Below are 15718 nucleotides of genomic sequence, written 5' to 3' on the forward strand. Positions count from 1 at the left end.
CGGGGAAAGCGTTGTCGTACTTCTTTGTCCCGCCGACGGGACAGTCGTCCCGGGCGGCAAAGCGCCCGGGACGCAAGGGGATTACCGCGGGGCGCGGCCCGACAGCGAGGTCATGATGTGCCCGGCGACCTGTTTCGGCGTGGGGTGCCGCAGCACCATGTTCGCCCGCAGTTTGAGCCCGGTCGTCGCGGTCAGGCGCTTGCTCAGTTCCACCGAGAGGAGCGAGTCGAATCCGATGTCCTTGAACTCCTGGTCGGGGTCCACGGCATCGGCGGAGTCACGGCCGAGCACGACGGCGACCTTGTCGAGGACGTGGTCGAGGACGAGAGCCCGCGCGTCGTCGTCGGAGAGGGTGGCGAGCCTCTCCGGCAGGGGGACCTGCGGGTCCTCGGCCGCGGGCCGCTCCGTCGGCGGGGTCTGAGCCGCCACCGCCGTACGCCCGGAATCCGTCCCGTAGCGCTGCCGGTGGAGCGCGTACTCGGCGAGCGAGCCGACCACGGCCTCCACCTCGCCGCGGTCCCGCCGCGACGACGAAAGGACGAGCGCGTCGGCCAGTTCCTCGACCGTTTCCTGGACCGGGACCGTCAGGACGGGGTGCGGGCTCATCTCGATGAAGACCCGGAATCCGTCGTCGGCGAGTCGCCGTACGGCAGGTTCGAAGAGGACCTTTTCGCGCAGGTTGTTGTACCAGTACTCGCCGTTCAGCTCGGCGGTGTCGATGATTTCGCCGTACCGGGTCGAGCAGAAGGGCAACGTCGACGTCGTCGGACGCACATCGGAGAGCGGGTCGATCACCTGGTCGCGGACGCGGGTCACATGGTGGGAATGAGACGCGTAATCGACCGATATTCGCCGGGCCTGGGTGCCTTCGGCATTCATCTTCTCGACGAATTCGTCGAGGGCGTCCGGCTCCCCGGAGACCACCACCGAGCGGGGTCCGTTGACCACGGCGACACTGACCCGGTCGCTCCACGGAACGAGACGTTCCGCCACGACGTCCGCGGACTCCGCGACCGATGCCATCCCGCCGTGACCGATCAGGTCCACCAGGGCCCTGCTGCGCAGCGCCACGGTCTTGGCGGCGTCCCGCAGCGACAGCGCACCGCAGAGGTGGGCGGCGGCGATCTCGCCCTGGCTGTGCCCCACCACCGCGTCGGGCTCCACGCCCCAGGACCGCCACAGGGCTGCCATCGACACCATCACCGAGAACAGCGCCGGCTGCACCACGTCCACCCGGTCCAGGGTCGGCGCACCCTCCGCACCGCGCACCACGTCGAGCAGCGACCAGTCGACCCACTCGGCCAGCGCGTCCGCGCACGCGTCGAGGCTCTGCGCGAAGGCGGGGAAGGTGTCGTACAACTGGCGGCCCATGCCGACCCATTGCGAGCCCTGCCCGGGGAACATGAAGACGACTCCGCCCGGCTTTCCTGCCGCACCGCTCGCCGCCCCGGCGGACGCCGCATCGGGAGCGATCGGGTCGCGCGGGCCCGCCACGGGTGTCTCCACCCAGTAGCGCTGCCGCTGGAAGGGGTAGGTGGGCAGGCCGGTGTGGGCGGCCGGGGCCGTGGGGTAGAAGTCGGCCCAGGTCGCGTGGGTGCGGGTGCGGACCGTGGCGAGGGAGGCCAGCACGCGCTGCCAGGTGTCCTCGTCCCTGCGCAGCGTCCCGGTGACGGCGACCCGGCCGCCCGCCGGGTGGTCCTCGGCGGTCTCCTGCACGGGGTGGGTCAGGACGGGGTGCGGGCTGGCCTCGATGAACACGGTGTGCCCGTCGTCCAGCAGGCTGCGGGTGGCGGCCTCGAACTCGACCGTGGTGGCCAGGTTGTCGTACCAGTACCGGGCGTTCATCACCGTGGTGTCGGCCATGGGCCCGCCGACCCGCCCCGCGACGGTGGAGTAGAAGGCGACGGTGGCGGGCCGCGGTTCGATCGGCGCGAGCAGTTCGAGGAGCCGGTCGTGGAGCGTCGCCACGTGCGGGGAGTGGGAGGCGAAGTCGACGGGGATCCGCCGGGCCCAGACGCCCTCGCCCTCGCAATGGGCGAGCAGCTCGTCGACGGCGTCGCTGTCACCGGCGACGACCGTGGCGGTGGAGCCGTTGACGGCGGCGACGGCGAGCCGCCCCGGCCAGCGTCCGACCAGGGCCGAGGCATCGGCGGTGGACAGGGGCAGGGAGACCATGCCGCCCCGGCCCGCGATGCCGGTGATGGCCTGGGACCGCAGCGCCACGACGCGGGCGGAGTCCTCCAGGGTGAGGACGCCCGCGATGTGGGCGGCGGCGATCTCGCCCTGGGAGTGGCCCACCACGGCGTCCGGGGTGACGCCCAGGTGCTCCCACAGCCGGGTCAGGGAGATCATCACCGCCCACAGGGCGGGCTGGACGACGTCGACGCGGTCGAAGGCGGGGGCGCCGGGCGCCTGGGACAGCACGTCGACGAGATTCCAGCCGACGAACGGTTCGAGCGCCGCGGCGCAGGCCGTCAGATGCTCCTTGAACACCGGTGAGGAGCGCAGCAGTTCGGCGCCCATGCCGACCCACTGCGAGCCCTGCCCGGGAAAGACGAACACGGTTTTGCCGGGCCGTGCGGCCATCGCCCCTGTCACCACGTGCGGGGACGGCTCGCCCGCGGCGAGCGCGGCGAGGCCCTCCCGGAAGTCGGCCGTCTCCCGGCCGATCACCACCGCCCGGTGGTCGAACACCGAACGGCCCGACTCCAGCGCGTGCCCCAACTCGGCGGGCGTCGCCCGCGGATGACGGTCCAGATGGTCGAGGAGCCGCTGCGCCTGCTGCCCGAGTGCGGCCTCCGACTTCGCGGAGACCGGCCACGGCAGCGTCCCGTCCGTGGCCACCACCGGCTCCGGCGCGCCGTCGGCCGCGGTGTTCCCGCTCTCCGGGGCCTGCTCGACGATCAGGTGTGCGTTGGTGCCGCTGATGCCGAACGACGAGATGCCCGCGCGGCGCGGACGTCCGGTCCGCGGCCAGGGCCGCTCCTCGGTCAGCAGCTCGACCGCGCCCGCGGTCCAGTCCACGTGCGGGGTCGGCTCGTCCACGTGCAGCGTCTTCGGCAGCACACCGTGGCGCAGGGCGAGCACCATCTTGATGACGCTGCCGACGCCCGCCGCGGCCTGGGTGTGCCCGATGTTCGACTTCAGCGAGCCCAGCCACAACGGCCGGTCAGCGGGCCGGTCCTTGCCGTAGGTCGCAAGGAGCGCCTCGGCCTCGATCGGGTCGCCGAGCGTGGTCCCCGTCCCGTGCGCCTCGACCACGTCGACCTCCTGCGAGGACAGGCCCGCGCCGGCCAGGGCCTGGCGGATCACGTCCTGCTGGGCGAGGCCGTTGGGGGCGGTGAGGCCGTTGGAGGCGCCGTCCTGGTTGATCGCCGAGCCGCGCACGATCGCAAGGACCTGGTGACCGTTCTGCCGCGCGTCGGAGAGCCGCTCCATCAGGACCACGCCCACGCCCTCACCGAAGCCGGTGCCGTCCGCCGCGGCGGCGAACGCCTTGCAGCGGGCGTCCGGCGCGAGGCCGCGCTGGCGGCTGAACTCGACGAAGAGGCCGGGGTTCGGCATCACCGTCACACCGCCCGCGACGGCCAGTTCGCAGTCGCCCGCGCGCAGCGCCTGCGCGGCCAGGTGCATGGCCGTCAGGGACGAGGAGCAGGCGGTGTCGACGGTGACGGCGGGACCGCGCAGTCCCAGGGTGTACGCGACACGGCCGGAGAGCACGCAGGTGTAGTTGCCGGTCAGCAGATAGCCGCCGGTGCTGTCGTCCGCCTCGTGCAGGCGGGGCCCGTAGTCCTGGGCGAACGCGCCGAGGTAGACGCCGGTGCCGCTGTCGCGCAGCGAGGCCGGGTCGACCCCGGCCCGCTCCAGGGCCTCCCACGCGGTCTCCAGGACCAGGCGCTGCTGCGGGTCCATCGCCGTCGCCTCGCGCGGGCTTATCCCGAAGAATTCGGCGTCGAACCGGTCGGCGTCGTGCAGGAATCCGCCGTGGCGGGTGTACGTGCGGCCCGCGCGGTCCGGGTCGTCGTCGAAGAGGGTGTCGAGGTGCCAGCCCCGGTTGTCGGGGAAGCCTGACATGACGTCCCGCTCGTCCAGGAGAAGCTGCCACAGCTCTTCCGGCGAGGTCACGTCGCCGGGGAAGCGGCAGGCCATGGAGACGATGGCGATGGGCTCGTCCGCGTCGGCGGTGCGGCGCTTCGCGGGCGCCGACGCGGCGGCGGTGCCGGTCAGTTGCGCCGCGAGGTGCTGGGCGAGCCGCTGCGGGGTCGGGTGGTCGAAGAGCAGGGTCACGGGGAGCCGCAGACCGGTGGCGGCGACCAGGCGGTTGCGCAGCTCCACCGCGTTCGCGGAGTCGAGACCGAGGTCCCGGAACGCCTCGGTGCCGATGAGTGCGGCCTCCGAGTCGAGCCCCATGACGAGGGCGGTCTCGACGCGCACCAGCTCCAGGAGGCGGTCCGCGTCCGGTGTTCCGGCGGAGGCGTTCCGGTTCTCCGACGACGGTGTGTACGCGGGCAGTTCGGTGAGTGCGGCGTCCGGGCCGAAGGCGGGCCGCCAGTCCACCGCGGCGCCGTCGGCGTGCAGCCGGGCGAGCGAGGCGAGGAACCGGCGCGGCCCCGGCTCGTCGCGGCGCAGCGACTCCACGACGGCCGCGTCGGACTCCAGGTCGTCCAGGGTCTGTTGGAGCACCATGGTGATGACCGGGTGCGGGCTGATCTCGATGAAGGCCTGGTGGTCCGCGGCGAGCGCCCGCACGGAGCGTTCGAACCGCACCGTGCTGCGCAGGTTGGTGTACCAGTACGCGGCGTCCAGGGCAGCGGAGTCGATGAAGTCGCCGGTCACGGTGGAGTGGAAGGGCACCGTCGGCGTGCGGGGCTCGATGGGCGCGAGCGCGGTGAGCACCTCGTCGCGCAGCGCCTCGACGTGCGGGCCGTGTGCCGCGACGTCCACGGGGATCCGCCTGGCCCGCACGCCCTCCGCGGTCAGCTCGTCGAGCAGCCGGTCGGTGACGTCGCGGTCGCCGGACAGGATCACCGACCGAGGTCCGTTGACCGCGGCGACGGCGATCCGGTCGCCCCACGGCGCGAGTTTCGGCTCCAGGTCCGCCAACGGCGCGAGGACGGAGATCATCCCGCCCCGGCCCGCGAGCCTGCTCTGCGCCTTGCTCCACAGCGCGACGACCCGCGCCCCGTCCTCGAGGGTCAGGCCGCCGGACACGACGGCGGCGGCGACCTCGCCGTTGCTGTGCCCGAGCACCGCGGCGGGCCGCACCCCGAAGGACTTCCACAGCTCGGCGAGGCCCACCATCACCGCGAACAGGGCGGGTTGGACGACGTCGTCACGGTCGAGGGACGCGGCGCCGGGCGCGCCGCGCAGGACGTCCTCCAGGGACCAGTCGATGTGCGGGGCGAGCGCCCTGGCACTCGCGTCGACGGCTGCGCGGAACACGTCGGAGTCGTCGAGGAGTCCGGCCGCCATGCCGATCCACTGGGAGCCCTGTCCCGGGAAGACGAAGACGACGCGGTCCCGTGGCGCGGCGCTGCCGTCGACCCGGGTGGCGCTGCGGTCGCCGCGGGCGAGCGCGGCCAGTTCGCCGGTGAGCCGCCGGTCGTCGTCGGCCCAGGAGACGCTCCTGTGCCGTACGGCGGCGGGCTCGGCGGCGCTGTGCGAGGCGGCGAGCGACCGGGCGAGGTCGCGCGGCGCGCTCCGGTGCTCCTCGTGGTGCGCGAGCAGGTCGCGCGCCCGCGCCCGTACGTCGTCCTGGGTGGCCCCGGAGACGATCAGGGGAAGGGGGGCGCCGCGGAAGCCCGGGACGCCGGTCGTGGCGTCCCCTTCGTCAAGCCGTGCATCGCTGCGGTTCTCGTCAACAGACATGCCGCTCCTCACTGATGGTCAAGTGGTGTCTGGGGACAGCTGCCGCGACAGGGCGGCGGACGGTACGTGACCTGCGGGGCGGACAAGAACCGCCCGGGTGTGCGCCTCCGGTGGGCCCATCGGGTTCGGTGGGATCCACCGGAGGCGGGCGCCGCGCGGTGTGGTGCGGGCCCGGCCGTTCCGCCGTGGGTGACGGGTGGGCCGGTTGCGGCGGGTCCGCCGGGTGGGGCGGCCCCGCCGGGCCTGTGGGCGACTGCGCCGGTGTCACCGCCAACGGGTCAACGACGTCCGCAGCTCGTCCGACGCGTCCATGAAGTCGTGGTGACCGCCGTCGACGACCTGGATGTCGACCGAGTCCGAGTACTGCCGCCAGCCCTCGAGTTGTTCGAGGCTCACGTCGGGGTCGTCACGCCAGTGCAGTACGACGATGGGGCAGTCGAGGACGACGGGCTCCGACCGCCGGTACTCGCGCGCGGCGGCGAGGTCCCTGAGCAGTACGGCCATGCCCATGTCGACCATGTCGGGGCGGGGTTCGATGCCCCGGCCCCGGATGACCGACTCCAGTTCGGCGCGGAGCGCGGGCTCGGGCATGCCGAGCATGCGGTCGCGCGACGCGTCGTGCGGGGCGGGCTGGCCCGACACGAAGAAGCGGTCCGGCCGGGGCAGCCCGCGCTGGGCGAGCCTGACCACGGTCTCGAAGGCGGGCAGCGCCCCCGCGCAGTGTCCGAAGAAGGCGTACGGCCGGTCGAGCCGCGGCGCCAGCTGTTCGACCAGGCTGGCGGCGAGGTTCTCGTAGGTGCCGTAGTGGGGGGCGCCCAACCGGTTCTCGCGGCCGGGGAACTGCAGCGGACAGACCTCGACGTCGCCGATCGCGGCCGGCCAGGCGCTGAAGGCCGAGGCACCGGACCCGGAGTAGGGGAAGCAGAAGATCCGGGCGGCGTGGTCGGTGGCGGGCGGCCGGACGAACCACGGCGAGGTGACGGTGGTGGAGCCGGAAGTCATGGCGTCTGTCGTTTCTGGGCGGCGATGGGGAGGTGGGTCATCCCGGCGATGAAGTACGACCGCAGGTGCTGCGGTTCGCCGGCGAGTTCGATCGGTCCGAACCGCTGGAGCAGTTCCTCGAAGAAGACGCGCAGAGTCAGCCGGGCCAGCGGTCCGCCGATGCAGAAGTGCGGCCCGAACCCGAACGCGACATGGCGCTTCGCGCCGTCCCGCGTGATGTCGAACTGGTGCGGATCGGGGAACTGGGACGCGTCCCTGTTGGCCGAGCCGATCCAGGCGACGACCGCCGCGCGGGCCGGGATCGTGCCCCCGGCGAACTCGACGTCGTCCACCGCGTACCGCATGAAGTTGCAGGCGGCGGACGTCCAGCGCAGCCCTTCCTCGACCAGGTTGGGGATCAGCGACGGGTCGGCCTGCGCCTTCTCGAACTGCTCGGGCCGCTCGATGAGGGCCTGCACCGTGCCCGAGACGGTGTGCGGCGTCGTCACGTTGGCGCCCAGGAGGATGCTGTAGCCGTCGAGGGCGATCTCCTCGTCGGACAGCGGCGCGCCGCCCGGGCGGACGCTCATGAGGTGGTGGAGCAGGCTGTCGTCCTCGCGGCCGTCCGCCCGCCGCGTCCTGACCCACTCCTTGACGTAGGCGAGGAGTTCGTGGTGGGAGATCGCCAGGGTCGCGGCCTCGCTGCCCGTCTTGAAGTGCGGGTCCGAGGGGGCCGTGACCATCGCGGTCAGCTGGACGAGTTCCGCCCAGTCCTTCTCCGGGATGCCGAGGAGCGGGCCCGTGACCATCGCGGGCAGCAGCAGCGCCTGCTCGGCCAGGTCGAACGTCCCGCCGTCCAGGGCCGGTTCGAGGAAGCGCACGATCGTCCGCCGGATCGAGTCCTCCCAGGACTTCACCGCGCGCGCGGTGAGCTTGGTGCCGATCGGCCTGCGGACCTCGGTGTGCCGGGGCGGGTCGGTGGAGGTGAGGAGCACGCCGGCGGCGGGGTCGTCCACTCCGACGTGGGTCGGCGTGGTGCCGCGCTCCGAGGTGAACTCCCGGTGGTCGCCGAGCACCCTGCAGACGTCCTCGTAACGCGTCACCGACCAGAACTCCCGCCCGTCCGGCAGGAGTTGGTGGTGCACGGGGGCCTGTTCCCGCAGCACGTCCCAGATCGGGTGGGGGTCGCCGTAGGAGTAGAGGTCCAGGTCGAACAGGTCGAGGCGGTCGAGGTCGACGTCGTGCGCGGGACCCGGCGTCAATCTCACGTCCGCGCCCTCCCCTGCTCGATCAGCTCGGCGACGCGGGCCGGGGTCTGGGCCAAGTAGAAGTCGCGTACGGACAGTTCGACGCCGTAGTCCTGGGTCACCCGGTCGATGATCTTGATCCCGATCAGGGAGTTCCCGCCGCGCTCGAAGAAGTCGTCGTCGGGACCGACTTCGTCGCAGTTGAGGTGTTCTTCCCACAGTGCGGAGATTTCCCGTACGAGCGACAGCGGCGCACCCGAGGGGGCGGCCTGCCGTTCCGGCGCCTCGTCCTGCCCGCCGCGCCGATGGACCTGCGGTGACGATTCCATTGCCAGCCTTTCCGAAAGGAGCCCGGGGAATTCTTCGGGTGAACTTTTCGCACCCGGGAGCCATCGCACCGCCAAGGTAATTGGCGAGGAAAACTCCGTGCAAGAGATGACAGCGCAAGAGATGACAGCGCAAGAGATGACAGCTCGAACAGCCCGTCGGGCGTCGGCTGTCCCGCCGACAGGACAAGCGTCCACGCCATCCTGCCCGACCTGGCCGACGAACCCAAGGGGCGCCGGTCCGACATTGCCGGGGCGTCTGCGAAGAGTTACGGTGACGCCGGAAATAATACCCGGCAACTTCCGGGCACGTTCAGACAATCAAACTGCTGAAGGGGAGGGTGGCTTCCTTGCTGAAGGCGCAAAGGCTCGCGGTACTGCCCATCGACTCTTACGACCTGGATTCCGAGTTCTCCATCGTGGACGACCACGAATACGGCGGCGAATACGACGCCTTCACCTTCGGGTCGTGGTCGGCCCATGTGCTCGCCAACGGCAGCGGCGCCGATTCCGACACCTCCTTCCGCCCGCACGACGGCCGTATGGCCCTCACCGAACTGGGCAAGAAGCTGCCGGGCATCATGTCACTGGTGACCGAGCATTTCCCCCTCGACCGGTTGCAGTGGGTCCGCATCTTCCGGGCCAGTGACGCGATCCTCGCCCCGCACGTGGACTTCCTCGAATGGGAGGAGCCGGGCACCCGGTTGCAGATTCCGCTGCGTACGAGCCCGGATTCCCTGCATTCCGAGAACGATGTCGTCTATCACCTCCGGCGCGGCGAGGTGTGGAAGATCCACACGACCGACCCGCATTCGACCCGCAGTTCCGCGGAGACCGCCCGGCTCTCCCTCTGCCTCGATTTCTCGGGCGCCGATGAGCCCATCGAGATCCGCAAGGACATTCCCGCGACCGAGCCGATCAGCATCGTCGAAAGGCCCGAGGCGACCGAGGCGGAACTTGAAGAACTCCTGGGCGCCGACGGGAACTTGACCCCGGAGTCCATGCGGTCGGACTTCCGGCGGTTCGCCGAGTTCCACTTCGAGCGGCGCTCGCATGCGGCCATGACGTACGACTGGTACGAGGAGGCAGCGCGGCGCACCGGGGATGCGGACATGGTCGCGAAGGCCCGGGTGTTCCGCACGTACTGCATCGAGAAGCGGGCCGATGGGGAGGCGTTCCACTGGTGAGAGGCGCTCCGCGGGGGGAAGTTCGCCCTCCGCGGGCCGGCGGGGGCTGATCGCGCCCACGCGGCGGAGCCGCATGCCGAAACAGCCCCGCGCCCCCTGCGGGACACGATCCCGCAGGGGGCGTTCCCTTAGGTCGCATCCGCCCTGCACGTAAACGTCCGCCCTACACGTGAACGATGGCCACCGCTCAAGAGCGGTGGCCATCGTTCGCTGCCGCGTCAGCGCTTCGCCGTGCCTTCGCGCAGTCGGCCGATCATGTGCCGGGTGGTCTCGATCGGGCTCTCGTCAGGGAGCTCGCGCGAGCTGGCCGGCAGCGCGGCGTTGAGCCGGGCCACCTTGTCGGCCCACTCGTCCTGCCCGGCGAAGGGGATCGTCTCGCCCTCCTGGTAGGCGGGGAACGGGCGGTAGTTGTTGACGGCCTCGGTGTCGGCTCCGCGCACCAGCAGCGGGTCGAGGTAGATCCCGTCGCTGTGGATCCGCGTGGTCGTCGAGATGTAGCCGATGTCGAGTCCGCAGCGCCGCTTGGCGGAGGTGTTCGCCTCCGAGCAGTGCAGCAGGTGGGGGTGGTGGATGGAGACGTCGCCCGGCTGGAGTTCGATCTCCACGACCCCGCGCTTTTCCACCCACTCCCGCACCAGGTTCTCGTCGGAGGCGGAGAACAGCATGTTGGGCTCGTCCGTACGGACCGACGGCTTGTGCAGCGGCAGTTCGTGGCTGCCGGGGATCATCCGCAGGCAGCCGTTCTCCGTGATGCTCTCGTCGACGGCGAGCCACACCGTCAGCGCCTCCATCGGGGACAGCGACCAGTACGCGCCGTCCTGGTGCCACAGCACGGGCTGTCCGTCGTACGGCGGCTTGCAGATGTAATGGGCGGTGAAGCACGCCACGTCCGGGCCGAGGAAGAACTCCGCTATGTCCACCAGGCGCGGGTCGGAGACCAGTCGTGCCCAGAAGGCGTCATTGCGGATCAGCGGGTGGTGGAAGTGCTCCGGGCGCAGGTCCGGGTACTTGCGGGTGAGCCATTCGACGTGGGCACGCGCCTCCTCCAGGAGATCCTGCGGCACAACGTTGCGGATGATGGAGAAGCCCTGCTCGGCATATTCCGCAGCGGCCTTCTCCAGAACACCAGCGCCGAGTGTGTTCATGCGTCAGCTCCTTCTCGGGTGTGTCAGTTACTCCATGATTAGCGAATTGCCACCGAACGTGAAGAAATCATCTTCCGCCCCCATCCTGCAACTCCTGAAGTATTCTCCCCACAGCGCCGGGATCCATTTGAAGGGCGACACCGGCTCGCTGTCCCGTCGACAGGACAGGGGCGCGGCCGCCCGCGTTTGGCCGGTTATTCTCCAGATCTCTCGCTGCGCCCGACCATAGGACGTCATCCCGCGGTACGTCCATTCCTCCGCGGAAAGCATCCGTCGGCGTCTCTCCCGACCCGTCACGACGACGACAGGGCAACCCGGTTGTGGATATGGTCCTGTGATTGGCGGGCGGCATCTGGATAGACTCATATTCGTGGCGCATGAAGACGGGAATGGGATCATGGACCCGCATTGCAAATCTCTGCCAACGGATGGCGAATCCAGTTTCGCGACCCGGATGACATCGACCAAGAGTGGGGCGAGGACGCTGACTGAGTTGGAACAGCTGGTGCGCGGCGTGCCCGATCCGGTAGTGCGCGAATTCCTGTTGATGGCGGACGATAGCATCGTCGCGGTACTTCCCTATACGCTGGCCATCGCCGCACGTCTCGGCATAGCCGACGCCTGCGCGCGGGACGGCTCGACGCCCGAGGAACTCTCGGCCACCGTCGGCTTCGCGGCGGAACCGCTCATGAGCCTGATGAACGCCCTCACCGGCGCGGGCTTCTTCGCCCGGGACCTCCGAGGGCGCTTCACCCCCACGGAGTTGGGCGCGGTGCTCAAGGCCGACTCGCCCGTGTCGATGCGGGCCACGCTGTCCAACCTGGACTCCCACCGCGCCTGGCTGCAGGCGGCCGACGCCGCCGCGGACCTGCGGCCGCTGCCCGCGGCGTACGGCGAGACCTTCTTCCAGGACCAGGACACGAAGCCCACGAGCGAGGCCGCCTTCAACACCCGCATGCGGGAGCGGGCCATGCGCCTGTACGCGGGCCTGGCCGATCTGCCGGTGTGGGACGGTGCGCACACGCTCATGGACATCGGCGGCGGCACCGGCACGGTGATGTCGATGATCCTCAAGGCCCAACCCCAGCTGAGCGGCGTCCTGTTCGACCGCGGTTCGGTGATCGACCTCGCGGCCCACGATGCCCCGCTCGCTCCCGTCAGGGACCGCTGCACGCTGGTGGCCGGCGACTTCTTCGACGAGCTTCCCCGGGGTGCGGACGTGCATCTGCTGGGCAGCGTGCTGCACGACTGGGACGACGAGAAGGCCGCCGACATCCTGCGCGCCAGCGTCCGGGCCCTGCCCCCCGGCGGCCGCGTCCTGGTGTGCGAACTCCTCGTTCCCGAGACCTCCGAGCCCCACCCGGCGCGCTGGAGCGACCTCGGCATGCTCGTGCTCCTCGGCGGCCAGGAACGCACCCTTCCGGAGTTCGACAAGCTGTTCGCCGCCGCGGGTCTGATCCGCACCAGGGTGCTGCCGATCGGCGGTTCGAGCTTCAGCCTCATCGAGGCGACCCCCTCCGAGCAGGATCCCAGCCCGCTCGGGAAGTGAACTCGATGGAAGATGTCCTGGTGGTCGGCACCGGCGTGATCGGCACCTCGGTCGCGCTCGCCCTCACGTCCCACGGTGTGCACGTGTATCTGCGGGACACGGATCCCGCCGCGGCCAGGATCGCGTCCTCGATCGGCGCCGGTGCCGTACGGGAACCGCCGAAGACCGTGGACCTGGCCGTCGTGGCCGTCCCGCCCGCGCTGGTGCCCGACGTCCTCGTACGCCTGCAGGCCGAGGGCGTGGCCCGGCACTACACCGACGTCGCCAGCGTCAAGGCAAGGCCGCAGCAGGACGCGAGCGCCCTCGACTGCGACAACTCGCGCTACATCGGCGGCCATCCGCTGGCGGGCAGCGAGCGCAGCGGGCCGCTCGCCGCCCGTGCGGACCTCTTCGACGGATACCACTGGGTGCTCACGCCGACGGCCGCCACCGGCACCGAGACGCTGAACGCCGCGTTCGAACTCGTGGCGATGTGCGGGGCCGTGCCCGTCCTGATGGAGGCGGCGGCCCACGACCGCGCGGTCGGCCTCGTCTCGCACGCCCCGCATCTCGTGGCGAGCCTGGTCGCCGCCCTCCTGGAGCCCGCCGAGGAACGCATGGTGAGCCTCGCGGGTTCGGGCGTGCGCGACCTGACCCGCACCGCGGCCGGGGATCCGGACCTGTGGGTGGACGTACTCGGCGCCAACGCGCTGGTGGTCGCCGATCTCCTCGAAGAGCTGTCGGAGGGCCTGGACGGCGCCGTCCTGGGCCTGCGGGCCATGGGCGCCACCGATGAGGACAAGCGCGGCAGCGGCGCCCGCGTGGTCGAGGACCTGCTGCGCCGCGGGCGGGCCGGGCGGGCCCGGATCCCCGCCAAGCACGGCACCGTGCCGGAGCAGTACGAGACGGTGACCGTCATGATCGGCGACCAACCCGGCGAACTGGCCCGGCTCTTCACCGACGCCTCCCGCGCCGGCGTCAACGTGGAGGACGTACACCTGGAGCACTCGGCGGGCCGGCCGACCGGCCTCGTACAGCTCAGCGTCGCCCGGGAGCTGCGGGATGTCTTGGCGACGGCCTTGCAGCACCGCGGGTGGCGGCACCGCTGAGTGCTCCGCGGGGAAGTGCGGTTCACCTCTGCGGGTGCATCGTGGCTGGTCGCGCCCACGCGGCGGAGCCGCACATGTCACAGACCCGCGCCCCTTCGGGGCGCACCCGAACCGCACCGGTCTTCCGCAAGGCCGCTCAGGGCCTGTCCCTCCGGACCGTTTCGGGGCCGATGTCAGCGAGGTCGCCCAGGCCCGCGAGGCCCATGGCGTCGGTCAGTTCGGCGAGCAGGATGTTCAGTACGTCCGTCACTCCCCGGTCCGCGTCGACGGCGAGGCCGTGCAGGACCGGGCGGCCGACGAGCACCGCGTCGGCGCCGAGCGCGAGCGCGGCGAGCACGTCCCTGCCCCGGCGCACTCCCCCGTCGAGCAGCACGGGGACGCGCCCGGCGACCGCCGCCACGATCTCCGGCAGTACGTCGAGGGTCGCGGGCACGCCGTCGAGTTGCCGCCCGCCGTGGTTGGACACGAAGACGCCGTCCGCCCCTGACTCGACGGCGCGCGCCGCGTCGTCGTCGGTGAGGATCCCCTTGAGCAGGATCGGCAGCGCGCTGACCGAGCGCAGCCAGTCCACCACCGACCAGTCGAGGGCGGGGGCGAACTGGGTGCTCGCGTGCGCGGCGGGCGACGAGAAGTCGTGCCCTTCGAGGTTGGCGGGGACCATTCCCTCGGGGAGCCGGAAGCCGTTGCGCAGGTCCCGAAGGCGTCGGCCGAGGTGGGGCGCGTCGACGGTGAGGACGAGCGCCTCGAAGCCCGCGTCCTCCGCACGCCCGATGAGGCGCCGCGTCATCGCACGGTCCCGCAGGCAGTAGACCTGGAGCCAGAGCGGGCCGCCGCCGACGGCGGCGAGTTCCTCGACGGTGCGCCCCGCGAAGGTGCTGATCACGACCGGCAGCCGGGCCGCGGCCGCCGTCCCGCGGACGGTGGCGAGTTCGCCCAGCGGGTGGGCGAGCGTGTGGTAGCCCATGGGGGCGACGCCCAGCGGCGCGTCCCAGGAGCGGCCGAGGATCGTGGTCGCGGTCTCGGGAGGTGCGGTGGTGCCGCGCAGGACGCGCGGCCGCAGCCACAGCCGGTCGAACGCCTCGGCGTTGGCCGCGAGCGTGCGTTCCTCGCCCGCGCCGCCCGCCAGGAAGTCCCAGATCCCCGGGTCGAGTCGGGTCCTGGCGGCTCGCTCGAAGTCGCCGAGCGTCAGTCTCATCGTCGGTCCTCCATGCCGCTGCCGGGACTCCGTTTCAGTCCAGGCCGGTCTGGTGGTTGCTGGCCTGTTGGCGCTCCACGGCCTCGTAGAGGGCCTGGATGTTGTTGCTGCCGAACGTGCGGGCGCCCCTGCGGTCGATCAGTTCGTAGAACAGGGTGCCCCTCTCGTGCCGCGACTCGGTGAAGATCTGCAGCATGACCCCCGCGTGGTCGCGGTCGGCGAGGACGTTGATCTCGCGCAGTTCCTCCACCGGGACGCCGATCCGGCCGAGCCTCGGCGTCAGCATCTCGTAGTAGCTCGGCGGTGTGGTGAGGAAGCGCACGCCCCGCTCGGCGCTCCGGGGCACCGCGGACAGGATGTCCTCGGTGAGGAACGCGATGTGCTGGACGCCCGCGCCGTCGTGGGCCTCGATGAACCGGTCTATCTGGCCCGGGGCACGGGTGACGTCCGGCTCGATGATGGTGAGGGTCAGCCGCCCCGACGTGCTCTGGACGACCTTCGAATCCATGGCCTGGGAGCCGACGACGATCCGCTCCTCGAAGGTCTGGCGCAGATCGAAGATCTCCTCGTAGCGGTGCACGGTCTCTTCCAGCGTGCCCGCGGGCACGCACACCGCGAGGTGGTCGACCTCGGTGAGCAGCCCCTCGCCGGAACTGCCGTGACCGGTCTCCTCGATCAGCGGGGCGAAGGGCCCGCCGGTCCTGCCGCGGGAGACGAAGCGGTGCTCGACGTCGCCGAAGCCGATCACCGAGGCGAAGGCGACCCGGTCCCCTTCGGGGCCGAAGGTCTCGGGCGGGGCGACGGGGGTGGCCCCGCGCTCGACGGCCTCGGCGAACGCGGCGTGCGCGTCGTCGACGCGCAGGGCGACCACCCCGATGCCGTGGCCGTGCCGCTCGACGTACTCGGCGGCACGGTGGTCGGGGCTGGTGGCCGAGGTCACCAGCAGGGTGATGGCGCGCTGGCGCAGCAGCACCGACTCGCAGCCGTGCAGCCCCGTACGGGCTCCACCGCGTCCGGCGAGGGCGAAACCGAAATGGTCGCGCAGTTCGGCGGCCGCCTCCTCGGCGTTCTCAACGAACAACTCGATGTGGTCGATCGACTGGATGTCCATTTGTCACCTCCAGGGTGCACA

At 71.3% G+C, this 15718-nt stretch carries 10 protein-coding genes; 3 read left to right on the forward strand and 7 right to left on the reverse strand.

Going from position 1 to position 15718, the window contains the following annotated elements; all coding sequences use genetic code 11:
- Positions 1–81 precede the first annotated feature (81 nt).
- From ACFWZ2_RS31965 to ACFWZ2_RS31980, 4 genes are all read right to left on the reverse strand, one after another.
- Positions 82–5868: an acyltransferase domain-containing protein gene (locus ACFWZ2_RS31965; protein WP_384551588.1), complete on the reverse strand. Its 5787-nt coding sequence runs from the start codon at positions 5866–5868 to the stop codon at positions 82–84.
- Positions 5869–6132: 264 nt separating this feature from the next.
- The gene (locus ACFWZ2_RS31970; protein ID WP_384551590.1) at positions 6133–6870 is read right to left on the reverse strand and encodes a thioesterase II family protein; all 738 of its coding nucleotides are present in this window, start codon (positions 6868–6870) and stop codon (positions 6133–6135) included.
- A complete protein-coding gene (locus ACFWZ2_RS31975; protein ID WP_384551592.1) occupies positions 6867–8117 on the reverse strand; it encodes a cytochrome P450 in 1251 nt (416 codons plus the stop codon). The genes ACFWZ2_RS31970 and ACFWZ2_RS31975 overlap by 4 nt, the downstream gene beginning before the upstream one ends.
- A complete protein-coding gene (locus ACFWZ2_RS31980) occupies positions 8114–8425 on the reverse strand; it encodes a phosphopantetheine-binding protein (protein WP_384551594.1) in 312 nt (103 codons plus the stop codon). Before ACFWZ2_RS31980 ends, ACFWZ2_RS31975 begins: the two co-directional genes overlap by 4 nt.
- A gap of 347 nt (positions 8426–8772) precedes the next feature.
- On the opposite strand from ACFWZ2_RS31980, the gene ACFWZ2_RS31985 reads away from it, so the two are divergent.
- The gene (locus ACFWZ2_RS31985; protein WP_384551596.1) at positions 8773–9609 is read left to right on the forward strand and encodes a putative nonproteinogenic amino acid hydroxylase; all 837 of its coding nucleotides are present in this window, start codon (positions 8773–8775) and stop codon (positions 9607–9609) included.
- 218 nt (positions 9610–9827) lie between these two features.
- Here the strand turns inward: ACFWZ2_RS31985 and ACFWZ2_RS31990 are convergent, their stop codons facing one another.
- Complete coding sequence (locus ACFWZ2_RS31990) at positions 9828–10754, reverse strand: phytanoyl-CoA dioxygenase family protein (protein ID WP_384551598.1); 927 nt, start codon at positions 10752–10754, stop codon at positions 9828–9830.
- A gap of 514 nt (positions 10755–11268) precedes the next feature.
- On the opposite strand from ACFWZ2_RS31990, the gene ACFWZ2_RS31995 reads away from it, so the two are divergent.
- The gene (locus tag ACFWZ2_RS31995; protein ID WP_384551600.1) at positions 11269–12303 is read left to right on the forward strand and encodes a methyltransferase; all 1035 of its coding nucleotides are present in this window, start codon (positions 11269–11271) and stop codon (positions 12301–12303) included.
- Positions 12304–12308: 5 nt separating this feature from the next.
- A complete protein-coding gene (locus ACFWZ2_RS32000; protein ID WP_384551602.1) occupies positions 12309–13391 on the forward strand; it encodes a prephenate dehydrogenase in 1083 nt (360 codons plus the stop codon).
- Between the two features lie 136 nt (positions 13392–13527).
- Here the strand turns inward: ACFWZ2_RS32000 and ACFWZ2_RS32005 are convergent, their stop codons facing one another.
- Together ACFWZ2_RS32005 and hppD are read right to left on the reverse strand one after the other, a co-directional pair.
- A complete protein-coding gene (locus ACFWZ2_RS32005; RefSeq protein WP_384551604.1) occupies positions 13528–14586 on the reverse strand; it encodes an alpha-hydroxy acid oxidase in 1059 nt (352 codons plus the stop codon).
- A gap of 34 nt (positions 14587–14620) precedes the next feature.
- Positions 14621–15697: a 4-hydroxyphenylpyruvate dioxygenase gene (hppD, locus tag ACFWZ2_RS32010; protein ID WP_384551605.1), complete on the reverse strand. Its 1077-nt coding sequence runs from the start codon at positions 15695–15697 to the stop codon at positions 14621–14623.
- Between the last annotated feature and the right edge of the window lie 21 nt (positions 15698–15718).

Source organism: Streptomyces sp. NPDC059002, assembly GCF_042740435.1.
Lineage (GTDB): Bacteria > Actinomycetota > Actinomycetes > Streptomycetales > Streptomycetaceae > Streptomyces.

Coding starts and splice junctions, on each gene's coding strand:
- ACFWZ2_RS31965 (WP_384551588.1), bottom strand. CDS start 5,868: ATGTCTGTTGACGAGAACCGCAGCGATGCACGGCTTGACGAAGGGGAC.
- ACFWZ2_RS31970 (WP_384551590.1), bottom strand. CDS start 6,870: ATGACTTCCGGCTCCACCACCGTCACCTCGCCGTGGTTCGTCCGGCCG.
- ACFWZ2_RS31980 (WP_384551594.1), bottom strand. CDS start 8,425: ATGGAATCGTCACCGCAGGTCCATCGGCGCGGCGGGCAGGACGAGGCG.
- ACFWZ2_RS31990 (WP_384551598.1), bottom strand. CDS start 10,754: ATGAACACACTCGGCGCTGGTGTTCTGGAGAAGGCCGCTGCGGAATAT.
- ACFWZ2_RS32000 (WP_384551602.1), top strand. CDS start 12,309: ATGGAAGATGTCCTGGTGGTCGGCACCGGCGTGATCGGCACCTCGGTC.
- ACFWZ2_RS32005 (WP_384551604.1), bottom strand. CDS start 14,586: ATGAGACTGACGCTCGGCGACTTCGAGCGAGCCGCCAGGACCCGACTC.
- hppD (WP_384551605.1), bottom strand. CDS start 15,697: ATGGACATCCAGTCGATCGACCACATCGAGTTGTTCGTTGAGAACGCC.